At 66.1% G+C, this 22,155-nt stretch carries 21 protein-coding genes and 1 pseudogene; 15 read left to right on the top strand and 7 right to left on the bottom strand.

Annotated features, from left to right (window positions below; genetic code table 11):
* Nucleotides 1–143: 143 nt before the first annotated feature.
* From AC0T5L_RS12395 to AC0T5L_RS12385, 3 genes are all read left to right on the top strand, one after another.
* Complete coding sequence (locus tag AC0T5L_RS12395; protein WP_476165580.1) at nt 144–1,226, top strand: hypothetical protein; 1,083 nt, start codon at nt 144–146, stop codon at nt 1,224–1,226.
* On the top strand, nt 1,223–1,585 hold the full coding sequence (locus tag AC0T5L_RS12390; protein ID WP_476165579.1) for a hypothetical protein: 363 nt from the start codon (nt 1,223–1,225) through the stop codon (nt 1,583–1,585). Before AC0T5L_RS12395 ends, AC0T5L_RS12390 begins: the two co-directional genes overlap by 4 nt.
* An 87-nt stretch (nt 1,586–1,672) precedes the next feature.
* Nucleotides 1,673–2,971, top strand: coding sequence for a DUF6891 domain-containing protein (locus AC0T5L_RS12385; RefSeq protein WP_476165578.1), 1,299 nt, complete (start codon nt 1,673–1,675; stop codon nt 2,969–2,971).
* Between the two features lie 15 nt (nt 2,972–2,986).
* On the opposite strand, the gene AC0T5L_RS12380 is transcribed toward AC0T5L_RS12385, so the two are convergent.
* From AC0T5L_RS12380 to AC0T5L_RS12370, 3 genes are all read right to left on the bottom strand, one after another.
* Complete coding sequence (locus tag AC0T5L_RS12380) at nt 2,987–3,292, bottom strand: hypothetical protein (protein WP_476165577.1); 306 nt, start codon at nt 3,290–3,292, stop codon at nt 2,987–2,989.
* Nucleotides 3,293–3,459: 167 nt separating this feature from the next.
* On the bottom strand, nt 3,460–3,642 hold the full coding sequence (locus AC0T5L_RS12375; RefSeq protein WP_476165576.1) for a hypothetical protein: 183 nt from the start codon (nt 3,640–3,642) through the stop codon (nt 3,460–3,462).
* Nucleotides 3,639–4,520 carry a hypothetical protein gene (locus tag AC0T5L_RS12370; protein WP_476165575.1) on the bottom strand — a complete coding sequence of 294 codons (882 nt, stop codon included), beginning with the start codon at nt 4,518–4,520 and terminating at the stop codon, nt 3,639–3,641. The genes AC0T5L_RS12375 and AC0T5L_RS12370 overlap by 4 nt, the downstream gene beginning before the upstream one ends.
* 582 nt (nt 4,521–5,102) lie before the next feature.
* On the opposite strand from AC0T5L_RS12370, the gene AC0T5L_RS12365 reads away from it, so the two are divergent.
* From AC0T5L_RS12365 to AC0T5L_RS12350, 4 genes are read left to right on the top strand one after another with little or no spacing between them, the layout of a single operon-like run.
* Nucleotides 5,103–7,454 carry a TrbL/VirB6 family protein gene (locus AC0T5L_RS12365; RefSeq protein ID WP_476165574.1) on the top strand — a complete coding sequence of 784 codons (2,352 nt, stop codon included), beginning with the start codon at nt 5,103–5,105 and terminating at the stop codon, nt 7,452–7,454.
* 19 nt (nt 7,455–7,473) lie between these two features.
* The gene (locus AC0T5L_RS12360) at nt 7,474–8,151 is read left to right on the top strand and encodes a hypothetical protein (RefSeq protein ID WP_476165573.1); all 678 of its coding nucleotides are present in this window, start codon (nt 7,474–7,476) and stop codon (nt 8,149–8,151) included.
* A 5-nt stretch (nt 8,152–8,156) separates the two neighbouring features.
* Entirely contained in the window at nt 8,157–9,335 is a 1,179-nt protein-coding gene (locus AC0T5L_RS12355; protein WP_476165572.1) for a C40 family peptidase, read from the top strand.
* Entirely contained in the window at nt 9,328–10,089 is a 762-nt protein-coding gene (locus AC0T5L_RS12350) for a hypothetical protein (RefSeq protein ID WP_476165571.1), read from the top strand. The genes AC0T5L_RS12355 and AC0T5L_RS12350 overlap by 8 nt, the downstream gene beginning before the upstream one ends.
* 24 nt (nt 10,090–10,113) lie before the next feature.
* On the opposite strand, the gene AC0T5L_RS12345 is transcribed toward AC0T5L_RS12350, so the two are convergent.
* Nucleotides 10,114–10,665, bottom strand: coding sequence for a thymidine kinase (locus AC0T5L_RS12345; protein ID WP_476165570.1), 552 nt, complete (start codon nt 10,663–10,665; stop codon nt 10,114–10,116).
* A gap of 551 nt (nt 10,666–11,216) precedes the next feature.
* Nucleotides 11,217–12,344 (bottom strand): hypothetical protein, encoded by a 1,128-nt coding sequence (locus tag AC0T5L_RS12340; RefSeq protein ID WP_476165569.1) that lies wholly within the window; start codon nt 12,342–12,344, stop codon nt 11,217–11,219.
* Nucleotides 12,345–13,037: 693 nt separating this feature from the next.
* Here AC0T5L_RS12340 and AC0T5L_RS12335 point away from each other — a divergent pair.
* Nucleotides 13,038–13,427 (top strand): annotated as a pseudogene (locus AC0T5L_RS12335) (ion transporter); the annotation flags it as partial.
* 124 nt (nt 13,428–13,551) lie between these two features.
* Here the strand turns inward: AC0T5L_RS12335 and AC0T5L_RS12330 are convergent.
* Both AC0T5L_RS12330 and AC0T5L_RS12325 read right to left on the bottom strand, forming a co-directional pair.
* On the bottom strand, nt 13,552–13,800 hold the full coding sequence (locus AC0T5L_RS12330; RefSeq protein ID WP_476165568.1) for a DUF397 domain-containing protein: 249 nt from the start codon (nt 13,798–13,800) through the stop codon (nt 13,552–13,554).
* The gene (locus AC0T5L_RS12325) at nt 13,797–14,657 is read right to left on the bottom strand and encodes a helix-turn-helix domain-containing protein (protein WP_476165567.1); all 861 of its coding nucleotides are present in this window, start codon (nt 14,655–14,657) and stop codon (nt 13,797–13,799) included. The genes AC0T5L_RS12330 and AC0T5L_RS12325 overlap by 4 nt, the downstream gene beginning before the upstream one ends.
* A gap of 225 nt (nt 14,658–14,882) precedes the next feature.
* Between AC0T5L_RS12325 and AC0T5L_RS12320 the strand changes: the two genes are divergently transcribed.
* From AC0T5L_RS12320 to AC0T5L_RS12290, 7 genes are all read left to right on the top strand, one after another.
* Entirely contained in the window at nt 14,883–15,434 is a 552-nt protein-coding gene (locus AC0T5L_RS12320; protein WP_476165566.1) for an ATP-binding protein, read from the top strand.
* 118 nt (nt 15,435–15,552) lie between these two features.
* On the top strand, nt 15,553–16,044 hold the full coding sequence (locus tag AC0T5L_RS12315) for a hypothetical protein (protein WP_476165565.1): 492 nt from the start codon (nt 15,553–15,555) through the stop codon (nt 16,042–16,044).
* Nucleotides 16,045–16,476: 432 nt separating this feature from the next.
* Nucleotides 16,477–16,707 carry a hypothetical protein gene (locus tag AC0T5L_RS12310; protein ID WP_476165564.1) on the top strand — a complete coding sequence of 77 codons (231 nt, stop codon included), beginning with the start codon at nt 16,477–16,479 and terminating at the stop codon, nt 16,705–16,707.
* Nucleotides 16,708–17,084: 377 nt separating this feature from the next.
* Nucleotides 17,085–17,405: a hypothetical protein gene (locus AC0T5L_RS12305; protein ID WP_476165563.1), complete on the top strand. Its 321-nt coding sequence runs from the start codon at nt 17,085–17,087 to the stop codon at nt 17,403–17,405.
* A 63-nt stretch (nt 17,406–17,468) separates the two neighbouring features.
* On the top strand, nt 17,469–20,129 hold the full coding sequence (locus tag AC0T5L_RS12300) for a TPR repeat domain-containing protein (protein ID WP_476165562.1): 2,661 nt from the start codon (nt 17,469–17,471) through the stop codon (nt 20,127–20,129).
* 245 nt (nt 20,130–20,374) lie between these two features.
* Nucleotides 20,375–20,716 carry a hypothetical protein gene (locus AC0T5L_RS12295; RefSeq protein WP_476165561.1) on the top strand — a complete coding sequence of 114 codons (342 nt, stop codon included), beginning with the start codon at nt 20,375–20,377 and terminating at the stop codon, nt 20,714–20,716.
* A 29-nt stretch (nt 20,717–20,745) separates the two neighbouring features.
* A complete protein-coding gene (locus AC0T5L_RS12290; protein WP_476165560.1) occupies nt 20,746–22,056 on the top strand; it encodes an outer membrane protein assembly factor BamB family protein in 1,311 nt (436 codons plus the stop codon).
* The last annotated feature ends 99 nt before the right edge of the window (nt 22,057–22,155 follow it).

Below are 22,155 nucleotides of genomic sequence, written 5' to 3'. Positions count from 1 at the left end.
CGAAGGCGTGCTGGTCGCCAGGTTCGGGGCGCGTCCCGGGTGGGCATCTCCTACCTTGTCGGGTTCCTCCCCGGGTGCCCGGCCCCGCCCCGTTCTCCGTCCCCGCACCCCCCGACCGACCCAGCGCTCACGAGGGACCGCCCATGAGTGAGGACGCCATCCGGCCGCGCCCCGTCGTAGACCCCGACCTGCCCGAGGACCAGCGGGAGGAGGTGCTTCGGGAGGTGTGTCCCGCGCCTCCCTTCCCCGGGCGCGGCGGGGAGGTCCTCACCCGTCTGGCGCGTGCGCGCGAGGGCGGAATCCAGCTGTTCGGGGTCGGGTTCACGACGGCCCTGGCCCTGATCACCGCGGGCTGGTACCTGGGCATGGTGATCGTCAGTATCAGCCTGGTCGCCTACGTCACCGCCCTGGCCTGCCGCCGGGACGCCCACCCCGCCGTGCGCGCCACGGGCGCCCTCGTGGGCGTCGGCACGGTGGCCTCCGCTCCGGCCTGGTTGCTGGGCGCCGCACCCGGGGACCCGTCCACGGGCCTGCCCTGGACGCTGTTCGGCCTGCTCACCGCGATGGTCGCCGCCGACGCCCTCGGCCCACGGGCGCGGCGACCCGCCGAGGAGCGCTGCCATGAGCACGTGGTGCTGCCCGACGACCTCAACGGGGGCGGCCACGCCCTTCTCCTGGAGGTGCAGCGCACGATCGACCTCGTGGACGGGGCCCGCGGCGACCTCGGCGGGAGCGAGGCCCTGGACACCGACCGGGCGCTGGTCGTCCTGCGCGACCAGGAGTGGCGCATCGCCTCGATCCTGGCCCGCCAGCGCGAGCTGCGCCGCGCCCACCTGCGCCGCTGGCAGCGCGCCGCCTCGTCACGGGTCAGGGAGGCGCTCAAACCCCAGCGGGAGCACCTGCACGCCGTGGAGAAGGCGGTGCGCGCACGCGTCGACCAGATCACCGGGTACGGGCGCCTGGTCGAGGAGGCCGTGGCGGCGCACCGGGAGTGGGAGCAGTGCCAGGAGGCGGTGGAGTCCACGGCCGAGTACGCCGACCACCTGGCTTCGGCGTCCTTCCTCGCCCCCCGCTCCGAGGAGGTCTCCGATCTCGCCGCCACCGCCGTGCTCGCCCGCCGGGTCCGCGACGAGCGCGTCGAACGCGTGCTCCTGGCCGGCGGCCGCCTGGCCGGGTCCACCGTGCCGGAGGGCGCCGGACCGCCCACCGCGGCGTTTCCACCGTGATGGGCACGGCCCTGGCCACGACGGAGAACGCCGACGACGACCGCGTCCTCTCCGCGGTCGGCGCCCGGCCGCGGTTCCTCCGTGCCACGTCCGGGGCGCGCATGGCGGCCCTCGTCCTGCCGTCCGCCCTCTACGGAACCCTCGCCGGCGCCGCGGTGATGTTCCTGGTGGTCCGGGCCTGGGGCACGTGGCCCGCACTCGTTCCCTGGGGCCTCCTCGGCGGTGTGCTCGCAGCGGTCATCGCACTCGCCTGGCCGATCGGCCTGGTCACCGCCTCGGAGGGCGACGGGCCGGGGAGGCCGGCGCGGTGGACGGGGAGACGCAGATCACCGCGGCCACGGCCGGGACACCCGCGGTGACCAGTGGGGCGGTAGTTGTCCGGTTGCGGACAGCGAGGCCCCCGGCGATCTGCCCAAAACACCTCCGGCTTCTGACACATTGGGCGAATGAGCGAAGTCTGTGAGAGCCCCCGCCACCTCCTCACCGCCGCCGTGGAGAGCGTGGCCGTACGGGTCGCCTCGGGCAGGGACGGGTTCGTCGAAATCCTCCGGCACGCCCGACAGGACCTGGTCGACGCGCTGGAGGAAGGCGACGACCCGGACGGCCCCGAGGCGGGCGAGGCCCTCTCCCAGCTGCATGACCATGTGGACCGGGCCCTGGCCGACCACGCCCACCGGCAGCGCCGGTGGCCCGTCCGCACCGACGGTGAACGCCTCACCCGCGCCTTCCGCGCCCTGGACGAGGCCGGTGTCATAGCCCGCGAGGAGTTCACCTGCTGCGACGGCTGCGCCAGGGCCGCCCTGGACGACGAGCTCGCCGCCCGCAACTCGGTCCCCGCCGGGCAGGCGACGCGCGGTTACGTGTTCTACCACCGCCAGACCGCCGTGCACGCGGTCGGAGGCGGCCCGCTGGCCATCGGCTTCGGGGCCAGCCACCCGCTGCGCCGCGCGGCCGTCGGCGAGGAGGCCGCCGAGGCCCTGCGCGCCCACGGGCTCACCGTCGACTGGGACGGTGACCCCGACCGCGGGCTGTACGTGCTCATGGACTGGAACCGCCGCCGCTTCGGCCGCGGGGCGGCCTTCCCCGGGCCCGACGCGGACGACGAACCCATGGTCCGGGTCGCCTTCAACGACCCCGGTCCCTACGACGTCCCCGAGTGGATCTCCCACTACGAGGGCCGCGTGAGCGTTCGCGAGCTGTCCAGGATGGTCCTGCCCTGGCTGCCGCGCTTCTTCGTGGCCACCCTGAGCAGCGGCCACGGCCAGACCATCGCCCTGGAGCGCGACTTCGACCTCCTGTGCGTACACCACGGGCCCGCGCTCTCGCGCGAGCGCGTCGAGGAGCCGCTCAGCCGCTGGGCGGTCGGCGCCGTCTGGCCCCGCGAGGAGGCCCGCTCCACCCACGCCGGCCTGCTGGAGGTCAGCTACGCCGACGCTTCGGAGGAGGGCATCGGGTTCATGGACTACGCCGAACCCCTGGAGACGGCCGCCGCCCGCCACGTCGTCTACCAGCTCACCCCCACCAAGGGCACGTTCGCGGTGTTCACCGCCGCCAACGGCGAGGTCGTCCAGATGATGTGGGAGAGCGGCCCACTGCTGTGGATGGAGAGCCCCTCGCCCGCCGAGGGCATGTCCCGGGGCCGCCACGTCTCCCTGCCCGAGGCCGAGGAGATGGTGCGCGTCCTGGCCGAGGAGGGCCGTGCCGCCCTGGCGGACCTGGGCGAGCTGCGGATCACCTCCTGGTGAAGGGGGCGCCCGACCTCAACCGGGGCCCGTCCCGAACCCGAAGAACGCCCGCGTCCTCTCCGGGACCAGCATCAGTCCGGCGATCAGCAGGTTGAACACCAGCATCAGCACGTAGGTCACCAGCCGCTCGGGTGTGTAGACGAACACCGAGAACATGCTGAGCACCAACACCATCGACGCCGCGATCTGTACGAGCACCACGGCCCCGTACACGAGGGTGAGCACCACCATCGTGCGGACTGTGCCCTCGGGGAGGGCGGAGGAAGGGCCGGGGGCGGGAGCCGCCCCGGCACCGGGCGGCGGATCGGGAACGGTACTCACGTGAGCCTCGCAGAAGCGGGGGGAGGGGCTACCGGGCGTGACGCGTCCGGAGGCCCCCGAGTTCGGGGAGAAGGGCCGCCGGGCGTGGCGTGCGGGGCCCCTCGGACGGGCACGCCCCGGCACACTCCGACGCCGACCACACCGCCCGGGCCTCCGGGCGGCCCGTCTCACCCGGTCCGCGCGGCGATCTCCTGGAGCTCGCCCTCCCGGGCCCGCCGTACGTGCTCGGAGAGCTCGTGGAGGTCGTCCAGGTCGACGTCGGGGAGCGTGTGTCCCCGGAGCTGCCCGGGAATCCCCTCCTTGCGCTGCTCCAGGACGGCCACGCGTCCGGGCGCCGCCTCCAGCCTCACCTCGTCGGGCTCGCGCGCCCCGACCGGCCCTCGCGCAGGACGGCCTCCCCGTCCTGCGCGCACTCGTTCGCGTAGTTCTCGCAGCGGCCCCACAGCGGCTCCTCCTGCCCGCCCTGCGGCGCGCAGCTGCCCCAGGTCGTGAGCAGGGCCCCCTCCCCGGCGGCGTTCTCGTAGGCGACGACCATGCGCGAGTCCCCGTGGCCGGTGTCGACCGACACGGGTTCCCAGCCGGGGGCGTCCAGCACGGCGACCTCGTACGGGTGGGCGGTGATCGCCTCCCGCGTCCGCTGGGCCTCCTGGCGGCCGGCGAAGGCGTCCCCGCCCACGAAGACCGACGAGAGCACCACCGCCGCCGCGCACACCGCCGCACAGGCCCAGCCGAGCGCGCGGCCGCGGCTCACGGCCAGCACGGTGGCGGCGGCGGTTCCCTGGAAGGCCGCGACGAGCGGTACGTGCCCGAACCAGCCGGTGTCGAAGACGAGGTCCAGGAACGCCATCTGGGCGAACGCCAGCACGACCGGTACCGCCAGCAGGGCGGAGGTGGCCCCCGGGCGGGGTACGCGGACCCGGCGCAGGAGCAGCAGCAGGAGCAGGTGCGCGCCCGGGAGCAGCACGCACAGGACGAGCGCGGAGCCGACGGCGAGACCGGTGAGTCCGCCGGGGAGAGCGAACAGCAGGAGGGCCCCGGCCAGGAGGAGGACGCCCGAGGCCAGCAGCGGATACAGGACGGCGCTCACGATGAGCGTGACGGTGCTTCCGGCTGACGGGCGCTGGCGGGCGGCCGGCGGGGAGCCGGAGAACGGGCCGTGTTGGCCGGACTGGCCGTGCGGGCCGTGCGGATCGGACGGGCCGTGCGGGGGAGTGGGTTCAGCGGCCATGGCGAGTGCCTCCGGTCGCGGGCGGTGCGGGTGGTCCTTCCCCTGTGATGCCCAGGAATCCCGCGTGCGGTCGGGACGGGGCCCGTTTGGGGCGCAAGAGGCGCAGGTGGTGTGGCTGTGGTCCTACGTCAGGTTTCGGTCCTACGCCAATGGGGACTCGGGACTCCACCGAAGGCGGTACTGGTACGGGGTGTCGGTCCGGTTGGTGACGTGATGTCCATTTTTGGACATGAAACTGAGTGTGATGCCCCTCATAGTGCAGGGGTGGGCAGGGAATTGTGGCCTTGCTGTTTTTGGGTGTTTCGGAAGGCCGTTCGTGCCTGCTACCTGCGCAAACATTAGTAAGAGTCGGCTTTGTCTACCAGGTTCTGGTGGTGCGGACGGCAGGAAGCAGAAAACCAGTCGCGTTGCACCCATCTCTCCGACGGGTGATGACGCACCATAGAGGATGGGGTAAAGACATGCGGGGGCTTTGCGGCCGCGGACGGAAGCGCGTGCGATGTGCGCGCGTGAGAAGCGGTCAGCGGAGCCCGACGTCTGCGAACGTCCCCCTCGGCCGAACCACGACGCAGGAGCCAGCAGATGACGCATCAGCACGCCCGACGGCGCGGATGGCGACAACTCCTGATGACGTTCCTGCTGCTGACGGGGTTCATCGTGTTGCCGCTCACCGGCGCACAGGCGGCTCCGCTGTGCCCGGGGGAGCCCGCGCCCCTGCCGGAGTCGGCGGGAAGCGGTTCGGACGGCCTGCTGGTGCCGCCGCAGTCGCAGTCCTCCATCGAGGGGTCCACGGACGGGCTGCCTCCCGACGCCAGTATGTACGGCCAGTACGGTACCGCCGGTCAGCAGTGGCACATGATCACCGAGTCCTGCGTCGACGGAATCAGCAACGGCGCGCAGGCGACCCTCGCCAACACGGCCTGGGACCTCTCCAAGACCATCAACCAGTCGACGATCACGGTTTACCAGGCCGCCACCTCCGACGGCCTCCTCGCCAGTTTCAATGAACTGGTCGAGAACGTCGTGGTCACGCTCAGGGAGGGGATCTGGCGGCCGCTGATTCCCACCGTCGTCATTCTCGGTGCGCTGTGGCTCGGCTGGTTCGGACTCATCCGTAAAAGGATGACGCTCACGATCGAGTCCAGCATCTGGATGGTCGCCGCGACGGCGCTCGGCTTGTGGATCATGGTCAATCCGGCGCAGATCATGGGTATGGCCAGCAGCCTGGTGAACTCCGGCAGCCAGTTGGTGACCAGTGCCGTAGGGCAGGTGCCCTACGGGGGAGGTTCGGGGACCTGCCCTGCGGGCGCTGAAGCACCGGAGCGAGCCGAATGGGAGTCGGAGTCGGACTTCCAGGTCAGGCGCAACGCGGACATGCTGTGGTCCAGCCTGATCTGTCAGCCCTGGATCGCTGGTCAGTTCGGAAGTGGTCCTTTTGCGAGCAGCGCCGTTGAAGATCATGCAGTAGATCTAATGTCAGCTCAAGGCGTGAGTCGGATCGAGCAGCAGCAGATCAGGGACGGCGATCTTGACGCCAACGAATTGATCGAGGAAAAGCAAAGCTCCTATGAAGCCATCGCGACTGATGTTCAGGAGTTTTACCCAAGCGTCTACCCGCTCTTTTCTGGAGAGGACCAAGACAGTCGTCTGGGAGTGGCCACACTCGCGCTCTTTGCCTCCGTCTTCGCCGGCGGTCTGATCCTCGCAGGTTCCGTAGCACTCATCGTGCTGAAGATCGCCTTCCTCCTTCTCTTCCTCCTCTCGCCGATCTTTCTGCTCATCGGTATCCACCCGGGCTACGGGCGCACGGTCCTGCTGCGTTGGGTGGAGCTGATGATCGGCTTCCTGCTCAAACAGATCTTCATCGTGCTCCTGATCTCTCTCCTGGTCATGTGCTACGGCATGGTCATGTCCACCAGCCTCGGCTGGGGTTTGCAGATGATCCTGTTGGCACTCTTCACCGTGGCCCTGTTCGTCTACCGCAAGCCCTTCGCCTACCTCTTCACCTCGGTCAACGCGAACACCTTCACCTCGCGCATCGTCAGCGACGCCGCCCAGAGCCAGGCGCTCAGCAGGAGTGCGGTGGTCCTGCCTCCGATCGCCAACATGAAGACCCAGGCGTGGGGCCTCCGCAGGGGCCCGCAGATCGCCGGGGCGGCCGCAGGGGTTCCGGCGGGCGGTGGAGCGCCGACCGCCGGAACCGACGGCGGCGTCCCCGGAGAGGACGTCCCGACCGAGGGCGGGCCGGTCCGCGCGGAGGGAGCACGGGCACGCGGGACCGCCGGCTACGGCAGGGTGCGGAACAACTCCGCTCCTCCCCTCAACGTCACCAGGAGCGCTCCTGCGGACAGCGGCGATGGCGGCGGCCCCCGGAGCGGGGGCACACCCAGCCGCAGCGGTGACCAGGCTCCGAGCCTTTCCGGTAGCGGAGCGGGCGCGGGGTCCATTCCGCCTCGTCCCAGCGGTGGCTACACCGGTACCGGGGACAGCGGCTGGGGCTCGGTGTTCGGTACCAGCTCCGGAAGCCGTGGCGGTTCTGACCGGCGCGACGGCGGCGGTGGCGGCGGTTCCATGTTCGGCGGGGGCGCCCCCGCCGGGAGCGGCCGTGCGGCTAGTTCGGAGCGCCCCGAACCCAGCAGCGGGCGGGGCATCTTCAACGGGCGTGAGGAGACCCCGTCCCGGGGGAACACCAACGCCCGAGGTTCACGCTGGGGAGCCCCCAAGGAGAGGCGCGAACGTCCCGCGCCGCAGCGCCCGGCCCGGCCGACGCCATCCGGGGAGAGCCGCGGCCGGGGTGACGGCGACGGCGGCTGGCTGACAGGCTCCAGCAAGCGCGGGGAAAACGCGCCCATCACCCCCTTCTGGGGGGAGAGCAACTCCTCTCCCACCAGGGACCGGAAGCGCGACGTTCCCTTCTGGTTGAACGACGACTGACGAACAAAGGCCCGAAGCGATGCCCAACCCCCTCCCCGAACGCGCCCAGCGGACTGTCTTCATCGGACTGATCATCGTGCTGGTCGTGTTCGGGCTGTACCTGAGCTTCGGCGGCTTCGGGCAGGACGACGCGGAGGAGGAGGGCCTCGCAGCGGCCCCCTCGGAGCCTGAGAGCTCCCAGGCGGAGGCGGAGGGCTCCGGCGGCCCGAGCGGGCTGTCCACCGACGAACCGAGCCCGATCCCGACGACCGCCGCCGAGGACGTCGACGTCCTCGACTGGTTCCCCTATTCCGAGGGGGAGTTCCAGGAGGCCGGGGCGACAGCGCGTGCTTTCGCCGAGGCGTACGGAACCATCGACTACACCCAGTCCCCCGAGACCTACTACGCATCGATGGAGGCCCTGGCCACCGAGGATTTCGCGGAGGTCCTCTCGGAGACGAGCAGGGTCGGAGCCTTCTGGAACGAGATGTCCGAGGCCGAGGCCGTAGCCGAGGGACGGGCGGAGGTCGAATCGGTGCGGACCTTCGGGGACGACTCGATCACCTTCGTCGTGACCGCGCAGTCCATCACCGAGACCGGGAACGCGGAGTTCGACGAGGAACTCGGAGATTTCGCCATCACCGTCGAGCGCGGCGGCGGCTCCTGGCGGGTCTTCGGTTTCCAGCCCGCCGACGCCGGACAGTTCGGGGAGGAGTAACCCGATTGATCTCTCTCTTCGCCCCCACATCCTCCGACCGAGGCGCGGTAGGCCTCTGGATCGGCGCCGCCGTCACCATCGCGATCTCCCTGATGATCATGGCGGCGTTGTTCGTGATCCCCGTGATCAGCAACACCACCCAGCAGATCAGCTCCCTGGTGGCGAACGGCCTCGTCTGTGCCCCGAACGCCGACGCGGAGCAGCCGGACGCGAGCGGGTACGCGATGGACTCCATCCCGGAGAACTACCTGGACCTGTACATCGAAGCCGGGGAGGACCGCGGGATCCCGTGGAACATCCTGGCGGGGGTCGGCCAGGTGGAGTCCCACCACGGACGCTGGGAGGGCCCGGGGATCACCGAGGGGCACAACGACTGGGGCGCGGCCGGGCCGATGCAGTTCGGTGCCCTCGACGACTCCGCCGCGGGCAACAGCTGGGGTGGTGAACCGATCCAGGCCGTCGAGGACCGGCCGGAGAACGGCTACGGCGTCGACGGCAACGGCGACGGGATCGTCAATGTCTACGACCCCGCCGACGCCATCCCCGCCGCAGCCGACTACCTGATCGCCCACGGCCTGGAGGACGACGTCCGACAGGCCATCTACGGCTACAACCACGCCTGGTGGTACGTGGACGACGTCATGGGATGGGCGGAGGAGTACGCGGGTGGGAACTACGACACGTCGGGCTCCGTCCGGACCGCGGTCCTTTGCCAGCTGGACGAGGACGGAGCGCTGATCGGGCGCGCTCCCGACGACCTCACCCAGGCAGTGGTCGACTGGGCTCTGGACCAGCGCGGAAAGCCGTATGTCTGGGGTGGCGTCGGCCCCAACGGCTTTGACTGCTCAGGTCTGACGATGAAGGCCTACCAGAGCATCGGTGTCACCATCCCGCGTATTTCCCAGAACCAGTGGAAATTCGGCCCCGAGGTTCCCAGCGGAGAGGAGCAACCCGGTGACCTGGTGTTCTTCGACGTGACGCGTGCAGATGAGCCAACGGGGCCCGGGCATATGGGCATGGTGATCGGTGACGGGCTGATGGTCGAGGCCTGGTGCACCAACTGTGGACCGATCGCGGTGCGCGAGTACGATGACCCCAGTCGTTCGGACATCGTGGGGTTCACCCGTCCGCTTGAGCACCCGGAAGTGAAGGCCCAGTTGGAGGCGCAGGACAACCGTGGTTAAGGAGAAGGCACCACCCAAGAAGCAGGGACTATACGGGTGGAAGGCCGCCGCAGCGGTCTTCGGCTGTGGGACTCTGGCAGCCTTCGGTGTCTTCGGGGTGCTCGTGGGAGTGATCAGCCTGTTCTTTAACACGGTGTCTTCAGGGTTGGCGTCCGAAGAAGATTCTCCTTCTTCAGAAGTCGTTCCTGAGCAGACGATTAAACCACGAGATAGTATGCCCACAGAGTCTCTGGATCTATGCGGTCGTACGATCCCTCAAGTGCAGGAAGTTAGCGCTACTCGAACCGACTCTGGGGGTAATTACAGCGACCCTGGGGAGGGTGAGGTGCCCCGCTCTGTTGTTGACGAATGCGCGTGGGATGTCATTCCATCTGGCGCCAGGTCTTCAGTATGGAACCTCGAATTTTCCTACGAAGCTTTCGTTGCTAATGAGGGAGGGGATGAAGCGAGTGATCAGGCTTCTGACCAGTTCGATGAGAGCGTATCTCGCTTGGACAGCCTTGACTTGGAATCCAGGTCCGAAGGTTCGGCGAGTGTTGCTGATGTGTCTCACTATATCCATGGACTCACCGAAGACGGAACAACTGTCTATGCGGTAGTTGCACGGTCTGGTGACACCGTTTACAAGATGGAATTTGAAACTGATCGAAGTTTTCCCAGTGGCGAACTGGTCCCTGCTGATTTATTTGAACATGAGCGGGACGCGCTCGTTGACTACATTGAGGTGAGATTGGGGATAATCGGACCTGGTTGAGGTCCGGTGAATAACCCAAGTGAGTCAGGCGACTCCGGCCATGAAGTGGTGGCGGCACAGGGTCGCGTACGACTCGTTGCCGCCGATGTGCACCTGCTCGCCCACGTAGACCATCACGCCGTCGACCACCCGGGCGTTGTGGGTGGCGCGGCCTCCGCACCAGCAGCGCGCGGACACGGGCAGGACCTCGATCTTGTCGGCGAGCTCCACCAGGCGCTGGGAGCCGGGGAACAGCTGCCCCTGGAAGTCGGTGAGGATCCCGTAGCAGTACACGTCGATCTTCATCCCGTCCACGACGCCCGCGAGCTGGCCCACCTGCTTGAAGGAGAGGAACTGGGCCTCGTCGCATATGACGTAGGGCGCTTTGCGGTCGGCGACGTCGTCGTACAGGTCCAGGCCGTCGGTCACTTCGACGGCGGGGGACTTCAGGCCGAGCCTGGACGAGATGATGCCCTCGCCCGCGCGGTCCTGCCTCGTGTACAGCACGCCTTCCCCACCGCGTGAGTGGTGCTCCTGGAGGGCCATGGTGCTCTTGCCCGAGTTCATCGCCCCGGTGAAGTACTTCAGCTCCGCCATGTCTCTTCCTAGCTCGGAGGTGGGGGTCGGGGGCACTGACGTTGGCGCTGTCGACGGCTCGGGCTTCCTGCCGTGGCCAGCAGAGAACATACCAGTGACGGTCTGACCTCCCGAACAGTACCGAGCGCCTAGTTCCGGCCGGTACCACTACGGAAGTGATGGAGGGGGTATGCTGCCCCGTCCATGCTCATCGGGGCTGCCCTCTGATACCTCTAACGCAGCCCGAGGACACCGGACCAGGCTTCGCTGTTGGTACGGCAGGTGTACGTCACGACGACCGCACCTTGGAGTGAACCGTCAGCGTTCGACCACAGGACATGGCCCTCTCCGCCCGGAGTGTCAGCCTCGCCGGTTTCAGCCACAACGATCTGAGCCACGTCCGCGTAGGAGTAGTCACGGAGCCCCTTGGAAGCCAGAGATGTGAGAGCCCCTGGTCTTCCAGCGGGCTCCGTTGCTTGTTGGTGCGGGCCTCTACCGGATCGCTACAGGTCTGTGGTCAGTGCTGATGCCTCACACCCCTGGCTTTGAGACAGTCCTGCTTCTGCTGCGGTTTACTCTGTGATCCAGTCGCCGTTGGCGTCGACCATGTAGCCGTCCACCTCGCTGCTGGCGACCGTGACCTCACCGTTCTTCATCACGGTGAGATCGACCTCGGCGAAGGTGTTGACCCCGTCCTCCGTCTCGGCGGGGAAACGGAAGCTGGATGCCGCGTCCTCATCGGTCGAAGACTTCGCACAGTCGCGCACAAGTGTCACGTTCTCGAATTCGTCCGAGAAGTATGCTCCCGGTTCAGGATCGGCTTCGTCAAAGTCGTCCATTGAGAACGACGACCCGACACCGAGTGGAGAGGAAATGTTCTCCCAGGCGGGCACCTGTGCCGATTCATCCACCTTCTCGGCGTAGAACTCCTCGATCCCCTCATTCATCTTCTGCTCAGCCTCATCGAACGTGTCCGGGGATGCCAAATGGAACGGTTTGTCCCACTCTCTCAGCCGCTCTGTGTACCACGTCCAGATGTCATGGATCGCTACCTTCTCAACGGATTGGAAACCGGACTCCTGCTCGATATATTCTTCGATGCTCAGGTCGCCGGCAGTGTCATTATGCAAAACGTCGATCTCGTACTGAATATCCTCCCGGATCTGCTCCATGAGAGCCTCTTTCAGGCCGTCAGATGTCTCCAGATCGAGATGTCTCGCCAGAAAGTCAAGCTGCTCCTGCACCTCTGCTTCCGCATCCGCCTCAGAGTAAGCGGGTGCCGTCAGCAGTTCGACCGCGCCGTCGGTGTAGGACACGTCAAGGTCGATAACGCAGTACTGTGTGCTGTCAAGGTCACGAGACTTCGCGATGGCGGAGGTGACCAACAGACCCTCGGCATCAGCTCCGGCAGCTTCGCGAAGGTCATCGGGAATCTGGATCGCTACTTCGGTAGCGGGTTCCGTGTAGTTGGTCTGAGTGAAGTCATACACGCTGTCCGGCCCGAAACTGCACCCGGTCAGGGTGAGTCCTGCGGCGGAAAGCAAGCCTATCGGGGTAAGAATCTTCTTGCTGGTTTTCATGTGGCGTTCGCGCTTGGGGCGCGTTTCCTTTCTGCGCTGCTCTCGGGGATTGCCGCGGCGGGGGGTACGACATGTGTGGTCCACCCTGCCGGTCCAGGGTGCTTGAGTGCCCTGCTTCATGAGAGAAGAAGGCGACTGGCTCGTATCTGTGCCTGATGCCGCCAACATTATGAAGCAGAGTTTTGCCTCCACTCTTTGTTTTTATCATAGCGTGCGTGGGATCAGTCAGGAGGGGTTGGCTCATGAGTTCGAGTTCACCTTGCGTTCTCACGCGTACGTCGGGCGCGGTGAACGGAACTCGACGTTGAACAGGGCTGTTGCATTCTTGGTGAGCGGTGATGTTCGTGCTGGTCACAGCACCCCGATCACACCAATTGGGCGACTGAAAGCCTCATACGACATCCACCGGATCGCGTCGGGCAGGGTGTCCTGCCTCCCAGGCCGGACAACAGCACGACGGCGACTGCTCGTAGCGCGGCGAGGTCGTCCGGCTCATGGTCAGAGCGCACCTTGCACGCGTCCTCGCCCGGCGAAACGTCCTTGCGTGGTGCCAGGCCTCGGTAGTCCAAGGTCCCCGAAGTAGCGCACCGACCTGAGCAGCATCGGCCTGGCCGACGTCGAGCGAGGTCACCGCATACGCGCAGGCCCACGGTGCGTTTCCTGTGCGCGGATCGATGATGTGGCGACGCACCCGCACTGCCTGGTGTGCGTGCGGGAAGTCCGTTTCACCAGCCAGAGTGATGGCCTTGTGACGGTACGGGGCTGGGCTCGTCCGTGGGCGCGGATGGCGCGGGCGCAGCGTTTCCGGTCTTGCGGCTACTGATGGAGGGCTGGACGGACATCTCGGATGCCGTGATGGAGCAGCATCCGATGGCCTGGATCTTCTTCGTGCTGTACATCGTGCTGACGGCGTTCATCATGCTGAACCTGGTCATCGCGGTGATCGTGACCTCCCTGGAGCAGGAGCTCAGCGAGTTCCGCTGGGCCGAGGGCCAGGAGGTGGAGGAGGTCCAGTACGAGGCGGTCATGACCCGGCTGGTGGAGCTGGGGCAGCAGGTCGAGCGCCTGGAGCGGATGCTGCGGGAGCGTGACGCCGCCCTTGTCACGCATGGCGCCGGTGTCCCGGAGGCCGTCCCGGCCGTCGAACGCACGGGGGAGGGGAGCGGGGATACCGCCCAGCCGCCGTCGGGTTCCCCCAACTAGGAGGACGCAGCGGACACAGCAGAGCACCCGGAGGCCCTGGAGGAGGGGGACTTTCCGGGTGTCATGCGTTATGCGCGTCCCGGGTCAGGGACGGAGGGGAGGGGCGGGAAGAGGTAGTGGGCTGCTAGAGCTTCCGGCCGCGAGCGGCGTCGAGGAGGGTGGTCCACTCGGAGGCGGGGAAGGGGAGGTGTCCGGCGCCGGGGTGCTTGGAGTCGCGGATGGCGGCCCCGCAGGGGAGGTCGCCTACCTCCACGCAGTCGACGCCCTGGCCGCTGTAGGTGCTCTTGCGGAAGCTTGTGGGGATGTGGGCGACCTCTACGCAGTCTTCGCTGGCGCCGCTGTAGCTGCTCTTCTTGAAGTTGAGAACGGTCATGTAGTGCCTTCCAGCGATGCAATCATGTCCCTGATGAAGCTCACGCTCTGAGCTGCGGTGAGTGCAGCATTGTGGGCTTCGCGCCACATGGCCTCATAGCGACGTATCTCTTCATCCTCTTCTGAGAAGATTTTACAGGTTGGTGTGTCCATGTAACCAATGGTGGGATCTGTTGTTTCCGGGAACTCCAAGATCTGGAAGCTTCCGAGGTGTGCTGCGTGCATCCCTGCGGAGAAGGACAGGACGTGAAGGGAGATCCTGGGGCGCTGTGCCATGGTCGTGAGGTGGTCCAGTTGCTCTCTCATCACATCCGCTCCTCCTGCGAACCGGCGTAGCGCGGCTTCGTCAATGATCGCTACGTACTCCGGTGGGTAGAGGCGTTCGAGGATCTCCTGCCGCTTCATCCGGCCGTCGACATGGCGCTGGATCTGCTCTTCCTGAAACGTGTTGGTGCCCGTGAAGACTGCTCGTGTGTAGGCGGCGGTTTGGAGGAGACCAGGGATCACCTGGGCTTGGTAGGTCCGAATGCATGAGGCCTCAACCTCGAAGGACGGTAGGCCACTGGAGCTGAAGACGTCCTTGTACTTGGACCACCAGCCTCGCTCGCTTGCATCCTTGGCCAGTTGGTGAAGGCTCCTCCAGGACTCTTCACCCATGTTGTAGAGCCGGGCCAGCGCGTCAAGGTGGGTTGTCTGGATGCGTTTGCCCTCGGGGCCTTCGAGTCTTCCAATGGTACTTCTGGGAACACCTGACTCTTTTGATGCTGTATCTAGCGTATGTCCGGATTCTTCACGAAAGTCGCGGAGTATGCGAGCAAGACGCCGTCGGCGAATTGTGGGGCTGAAGCCGTGTTTCATGGGGTTAGCCTAGCAAGAGTTCAAGGGAATCTTAAGTTTCGCTTGACTTTTGAGATTCCAAGATTCCAAGATGGAGCATAGCCAGTGATCAGGAGGTAACTCAGGGTTCTTTCTGGTCAGGCTAAGCCTTGCCCGTTCCGCGCATCACGGCATCCGTGAGACTCCTCCAACGGGCCCACGCAACCCCTGCTCATGTGTCCTGCCATGCCAAGGAGTGTGTTCGTTATGCCTGCAAACGCCCCAATGTCCGCGCTGGGAGAGGCCACGGTTCCGCTGGCCAGCCTCATCCGGCCGGTGCACCGCCACTACTTCACCCGCTGCCCCGAGCGCCCCCACTACCGCCTGCGCCGCTACGACTTCGCCGGAACCCCTGCCGTGATGCCTCTGGTCCGGGCGTTCCTGGACACCTGCGCCGCCGCCAGGTCCACCGACTACCGGTACCTGTTCACGCTGCTGGGCAGCGAGCTCGCCAACAACTCCATCCGGCACTCGCTGTCCGGCCAGCCCGGCGGCAGCTACACCCTCCTGGTCCACCGCCACCGCACCGGCCTGCACCTGGCCTGCCGCGATCTGGGAGGGATGAGGAAGCACGACGCCCACCTGAAGCCGAAGAAGAACGGGCTGGACCTGGACGCCGAGTCCGGGCGTGGCCTGGCGATGGTGGACGCCTTCGCCTCCGAGTGGGGCGACAACGGCAACGCGGAGTTCCGCACCGTGTGGTTCTACCTGGCCTATGACCTGGCCGGAAGCCGGTGGAACATCCCCGCCATCAACTGAGCTTCGCGCTCTGACATGTCGAAGACATGAGACGGGCCCAGGAAAGCGCGCCAACGCTTGCCCTGGGCCCTGAATCCCCAACACCCAACACGTGCATATGTAAGGAAAAGAGGATCTGATGCGTCAGCCTATCCCCTCGTCCCGCCGCTCCGACGACTTCCATTCCTTCCCGATGCTGCCGCGCCGGAGGCCGCTCGTCGGCCCGGTCTGCCCGCCCGACGCCCTCCACCACCCCCAGCGGACGCCTGCGGCGCAGTCCCTTCCCTCGTGTGACCACCCCTCCTGCCGAACCCGCCGCGCCCAGCGCCTGCCCCGCCTGGGCGGCCACCGGTCCGAGTTCGCCGTCGAGCACGCCCAGGCCGCCGCCATCCAGGCCCGTCACCGCCACCTGATCGTCTGGTGGGGCGAGGCCACCCAGTCGTTCTGGATCGCCACACCCGCAGGCCTGGAGGAAGCCCCCGACCTTGACGCACTCCTGGTGCTCCTGTGGTCGCACACCGACCCGCCCGCCGCCCGCCCGTGGGCTCAGCGGATCGGCGTTCGCCCCGGGGTACGTCCGGCCACCACCACCGATACGGGCAGGGGCACGCGCTTTTCCGTTGCCGTCTGACCCAGCATCGGCACCAGCACCGCACGCCGTGGCTGTTTCCCCTGAGCGTCGCCAGGCGCGGGGGAAACAGCCACGGCATTTCCGACCGGTTGGAGCCCTCCTACCATTCCTGGAGTGATGCGCCCCGCTACTACACCGCGGCGGCCGAGTAGCCCGGCGGCGCCCAGCGTCTGACCGCATCCACTGCTGCTCAGGAGCGCCGCGACACCGCCGAGCACACCACCGCCAAGAGCCCGCTCCCCAGAGGGGGCTCCGCGCCGGTCGACGCACCGGACGAGGCGCCCTCACGCGCACCCGTGCACGGGCTCCCGCCCCGGCTTGGGCCAAGAGTCGGCAAGGACTGAACGTCATCGCCCGTAGCGGTGTGTACCCCCAGGCCAGTTCGGGCAGGGGGTTCGCGGCAGCAGAAAGCACGACACCAAGGAGGTTGTCATGGCTTCGGAGCCGGAGAGCCCGCTGAAGGACAAGAACTACAACCTGGTCTGGGCGGTTCACCAGTCGTTGGAGAACGTCTGGAAGCTGGAGACCTACATCCAGGACGCGGAGCGCCAGGGCGACGAGGAGCTCGCCCGGTGGTTCCGCCAGATTCAGGAGAACAACAAGAAGGCCGGTGACCAGGGCAAGCAGATGCTCGTTCAGCGCATCCAGAAGGAGAACGGCTGAAGCACGGCCTTCCGGGCAGGCCCTAGTCGGCCCGGCCCGTCCTCCCGCTCCGGACGGTGCTGCCGACACCGCCTGCCCTCGGAGACGAAAAGGCGCTCCCGGTTCGACCGGGGGCGCCTTTCTGCTTTCCAGCCGCTCCCTGTGCGCGCGGGGAGCGGCCCCAGGCCAAGGCATTGGCGTCTGCGCACCGGGACTGCGCCCCCGCGACCGAAATCGGTCACTGCCTCCAGAAGATCAGAAACCGGCAGATACCACATCTGACCGGCGCTTTCAGCGTGTTTGTCGTCTGAGGGCGGGGTGATCGTCATCGTGCGGAACTGCTAATTTACAGAGTATCCCCGCTCATAGACCCCCATTCATGCTCGAAGGAGTGCCACATGTCAGGCGAGGCCGGCGCCAACCCGATCGAGGCCCTTGAGGGCGGTGAGCTCGCCGAAACCCTCGCCGAGGCCATGGCGGGACTGGCCGACATGTTCGACCTGGTCATGGAGGACGCCGAGACCGTCGCCCAGCGCGACGAGGTCGAATCGGCCCTGCGCGCCTACAAGGAGGAGTACTCCCCGGCCATCGTCGCGGCGCAGCAGCACGGCTTGCAGTTGGCCACCAACATCCAGGCCGGTGCCTCCGAGACGGCCCAGAACGACCTGGAGGCGGCTGAGGAGTACGACACCCCCTGGGACCTCGACGTCAACTTCTGACCCCCTCGCCCACCCCTTCTCCCCCTCCTCCCCTTCCTTCCCTCCCTCTCTCTCAAGTGAGCCATGGCTACTTTCGACCTCACCTTCCAAGCGCGTACCACCACGGCCAACCCCGAGACGATCAGAGCGCGTATGGAGGAACTGGACGTCCTCCAAGCCCGGCTGCTGGGAAGAGCCGACGATCTGACCGGACAGTTCGGTTCCGCCGCCACACAGTTCACCGACCTCATCGGCTGGAACATCAAGGGGCTGACCGAGGAGGACTACCAGTATTGGCGGGACGCCGGTGTGGCGATCACCTACGCCTCCTCCATGGTCGAACTGTGGGCGCAGTACGTGGAGGACTTCAAGGAGGAGCGCTCGGACCAGAACTCCGAGTGGTTCGACTTCCGTACCGCCAAGGAAGACGAGGTCCCGGCCGACTTCCAGGGGCAGACCATCACCGCCACCCACCCCGAGCGCGGCGGACTGTTCGGTATCAGCGACGCCAGCAAGTGCCGCGACCTCTACGACGAGGTCGCCTCCAAGCTGGCGGACCTCGAGGAACGAGAGCGCACCAACTACAAGAACTTCGAGGACCACGCCGAGGAGGTCGCCGACAAGCTGCGGGAGGGCCCGACCAAGGCCAACGTGCAGGAGCTCATCGACGCGGGCATCAACTCCTGGGCCTTCTACAACCTCGACCCGAGCCGCTACACGATGCTCGTGGACGGCCAGGAGCTGACCCAGGAGAACGCCGAGGAGTGGGCCGACGAGCTCTCCTCCTACTGGTCCGGTGACAAGCCCATCGACGAGCGCTACCACGAGCTGATGCTCATGATGAGCATGATCGGCAGCAACGCAATGCAGGCCCAGCAGGGCGGTACGTCCTACCGGTCCGAGGAGATGGACTTCCTCCAGGAGTTCTACGACACCCTGGAGGGAGACGACCCCAACAGCATGGGTGTGCTGGGCATCCCCGAGCAGATGGAGGGCGACCACCTCACCGACGAGGAGCGCGAGCACGCGCTCGGCATGCTGGGCGACGGTCTGCTCGCCCTGTCCGACGAGAGTCTCGGTGGAAGCTACGAGGACCTGCCGAGAAGCGTGCGCCGGGCGGTCGAGGGCCCGCAGTTCTACGAGCCCGGGGAAGACGAGGTGCCCTACTCCTGGCCTCTCTACGCGAATGACGCACCGGCCCTGTCCGAGATGCTGCGGCACACCAACGAAGACATCCAGGGCGGCTACGAAATGTCGGTCAACCTGTCCATGTCCTCGGGCACCTACGCGCACCGCATCGGCGACAGCGACTTGCTGGCCTCGGAGGATATGACTCCCTTGGTCGATGTGGCTGCCCGCAACGAGGACGCCAACTACTACGTACTCACCGGCGAGCATCCAGACACCGACCCGTACGCGGACCACCCCGCGTTGGGCACGGACGGTTCCGGATCGGGCGTGGACTACACCGACCTGGGCGTGAACTACACCGAGGAAGAGCGGACGAACGTGGTCGAGGGCCTGTTCACCTACGAGTGGCACGACGACGGGGAGGCCGCCTCCGGGCTGATCGACTGGTTGGCCGAGGACATGAGCAGCGATGATCCCGAGGAGGTCGAAAAGGCTGGGGAGGGTTTCGCTGCCTTCATGGAGATGATGACCGATCCCGACATGCACGAGTCGCTCATCAACACGGGGGTCCACGTCACCGAGGGCGAGTACGAGTACGAGAACGCGTCCTTCACCCACTTCAACACCGAGTTGGCGAACGGCCTCGCGGGCATCTTCGACGCACACATCCACAGCTTCGCCGAAGGAAGTGTGTGGGGAGCCGAGGGCGCACCCATAGGAGGAGTCGGTGATTACGAACCTGATACCAGGATGGTTGAGATGGGTCCGCAGGAACGTGCGATGTTCATGCAGTACTTGATGGGAAATGACGAAACGGCGGGGCACGTCGTCAGTTCTGTCGATGTATATCAACAGATCGAGTCTGCTGCCTTTATGGAAACTGGCCAGGAAAAGGGTACGGCTCGTGGGGCAGGCACCATTCAAGGGCTGTTGGAGGAAGCACTCAAACTGGACGCAGAGGACCGATACGCTGATCTTGGTGAGCAAGTGGATCGGGATAAGGCAATCGCTGGGTTCGTGGTCGATGAGGCCGGAAACTTGGCGGGTAAGGTTCCAGTTATCGGTACGGCTCTGTCCGAGGGCATGGGGTTGGCATCGGACAGTATCGTGGACGCGATCATCGATGGTGAGTTCGACGTGTCTTCCCGTAATCCCACCTACACCAGTACCGAGTATATCGAGCAGAACTTCCAGCTTGAGGCATTGGATTACGTATCCAAGCAAAACGCTGAAGAGCTCAACAATGTTATCCGCCCAGATGAGTTCAGTACTCTGGTGGAAGGCGGTGCCCTCACCATTGAAAGAGACGGAAAGGTACTCACCACTGAGGACATTGATGAGGAATTCGTTCTGGACTCCTCCACGAGTTTGACAGTGGAGAAAGATTTGGGCAACTGGGTGAGTGACGCGCGGTCCGGGGATGGGCTGCACGATATGGATGACGCTCTCGGAAATATTATGGACGACATCGAAATAACGACGAGTGATGGGCGAACTAAGCCCGGAGGGGAAAGGGTGGATGATTTCACTGGGACCTTCACAAGTACATATAACGACACAAATAACTTCTTCGAAGAGCAAAGGGAGCAGAGAAATGCGGAGGATGGCGAATAATGAAAAACGTCATCGATATTTTAATTTCCACGGTGCCTCGTGGTGATTGTCTGAAATCCTCTCTGTGTCGGTTTCGGATGCCCGCTCTCCTTCCTCCTGTACTGGCCGCCGCTCTGCTATTGGTCTCGTGCTCGACCGAGGGGGCTGACGGTATTCCTTCTCATGAGGAAACAGGTGCGTCGAGTGGGGAATACGTCAGTTTCATCTGGGTTGAACGCCAGTTGATGGTGGCGACGCTGGATCGTATGTTCACTGAGAGCGGTCCAGTAGAAGTTATGGAAAATATTGACGACGATTCAAGAGAGATGCTGGTAGACGCCAGGATTATTCGTCAGAGGGGGGAAGGATACTATGTTGAACTGGACGAGGATGAGTGGCGAACCGGTGCCGCGCCAAGCATTAACCAACTCGACCAATCGCTATATAATTCCTTTTACCTTAATGAGGTCACGTGGTGCGAGGAGACCGTGAATGGTGAGGAGTTCGTCGAGGCCTACACCGATGAGTTCCAGGGGGCCTTCGACACTCTTGAGAAGTATGAGGAGAGCATCGCCGACTACGTCGACTGCGGTACCGGCGAGCTGTAGGAGACCGACAGGCAGTGCGTATACGGAGTGTGAGAACAGCTTCCCCGCTGGCCGCGGTCTGCGCGGCCGCGTTCCTGCCGCTGGCCGGGTGCGGGCTCTCCTCCGGCTCCGGTCACACCACCAGCGACGAGGTCCAGGAGTTGGCCTACCCGGAGCGGGTCGAGCAGGTCGGCTGGGAGTGGCGGCCGCCGGAGGGCGCCCGGGTCGTCGGTACCGTTCCCGTGCCCACGGGGGTGGCCGTCGTACTCGATGACGGCTACGTCGTGCTCGCCGGGGACACCGGTGAGGAGCTGTGGCGGTACCGCGCCCAGGAGACCGCCCTGGCGGCGTACGCCTCGCATGACGGCGACTACCTGGCGCTGGAGGTCGACGAACCCGAGAGCGGTCCTGTGCTGCTCGCGTTCGACCCGTCCACGGGCGAAGTCGTGCAGGAGTCGGCCCGCGATGCGGTGGACGGTGACGGCGCCGGAATCGACACCGGGTCCTTCCACCGGGCCGTGGACGAGGGGACCATGGTCGTCCGCTCCTCCGAAGGACCCGCGCTGACGGCGCTCTCCCTGGAGACGGGCGACCCGGTGTGGACCCGCGAGGAGCCGGCCGAGTGCACCACCGCCGACGGTCTGAACAGCAGCACCGACGACGCGGTCGTCCTCGACGACGTGGTCGTGGAGGCGTTCACCTGCGCACCGAGCGTGGTACGCGACTTCACCTACACCCGGGAGGAGGGCGACGTCGTCATCTCCGGCCTGGTCGGCCGCGATCTGCGAACGGGTGGGGAGCTGTGGCGCTTCGAGGAGGACCTCGGCGTCGCCGCCTTCCAGTCCATCGACGACCGGCTTCTCCAGCCTCTCTCCGACCGGCACCTGGTGATGAGGACGCTGAACTCCCCCAACGTCGTCTTCGACACGTCAACGGGTGAGGTCGTCGGAGAGCGGGAGGGCGCGGTCATCGGAGCGCTGGAGGACGGGTCCGTCGTGGTCTGGTACGCCCAGGACGGCGAGTACCGACGCGAGGATTCTGCGGGAACAACGCTGGAGACCCTGCCCAACCCCACGGAGGCGGTACCAGGCGCCTCCGAGGTGACCGGATTGAGGACGGACGACTCGATCGTCCTGGCGGAGGGCATCGTCAACCACGGTGAGCACTCCCTCGGGCCGGACGCGGAGATCTGGTTCCACGGCTGGGGGTCCGGAGATGACCTGGTCGTGATCGATGTGAGCCGAGCCGGTATCGAGGACGCCGAAGCCGATCTCTCCACCACCGCCGTCCCCGGCGCCGTCGTCCTCGACTACGCGGAGGAGGGGGACGAGGGTCGGCAGGTACTTCTGGGCCTGACCTGATCGCCCCCTTTCCGGCCGGACGCGTTCTCGGTACAGGTCGTCCCGACGAGGTCACGTGATGTGAGGAGGTCGCGAGCGGTGAGGAGTACGGGGCGAGCA

The organism is Nocardiopsis sp. TRM 82005, from assembly GCF_056312425.1.
Note: the sequence above shows the minus strand (reverse complement) of the source record. Positions and strands in the feature narration are given on the sequence as shown.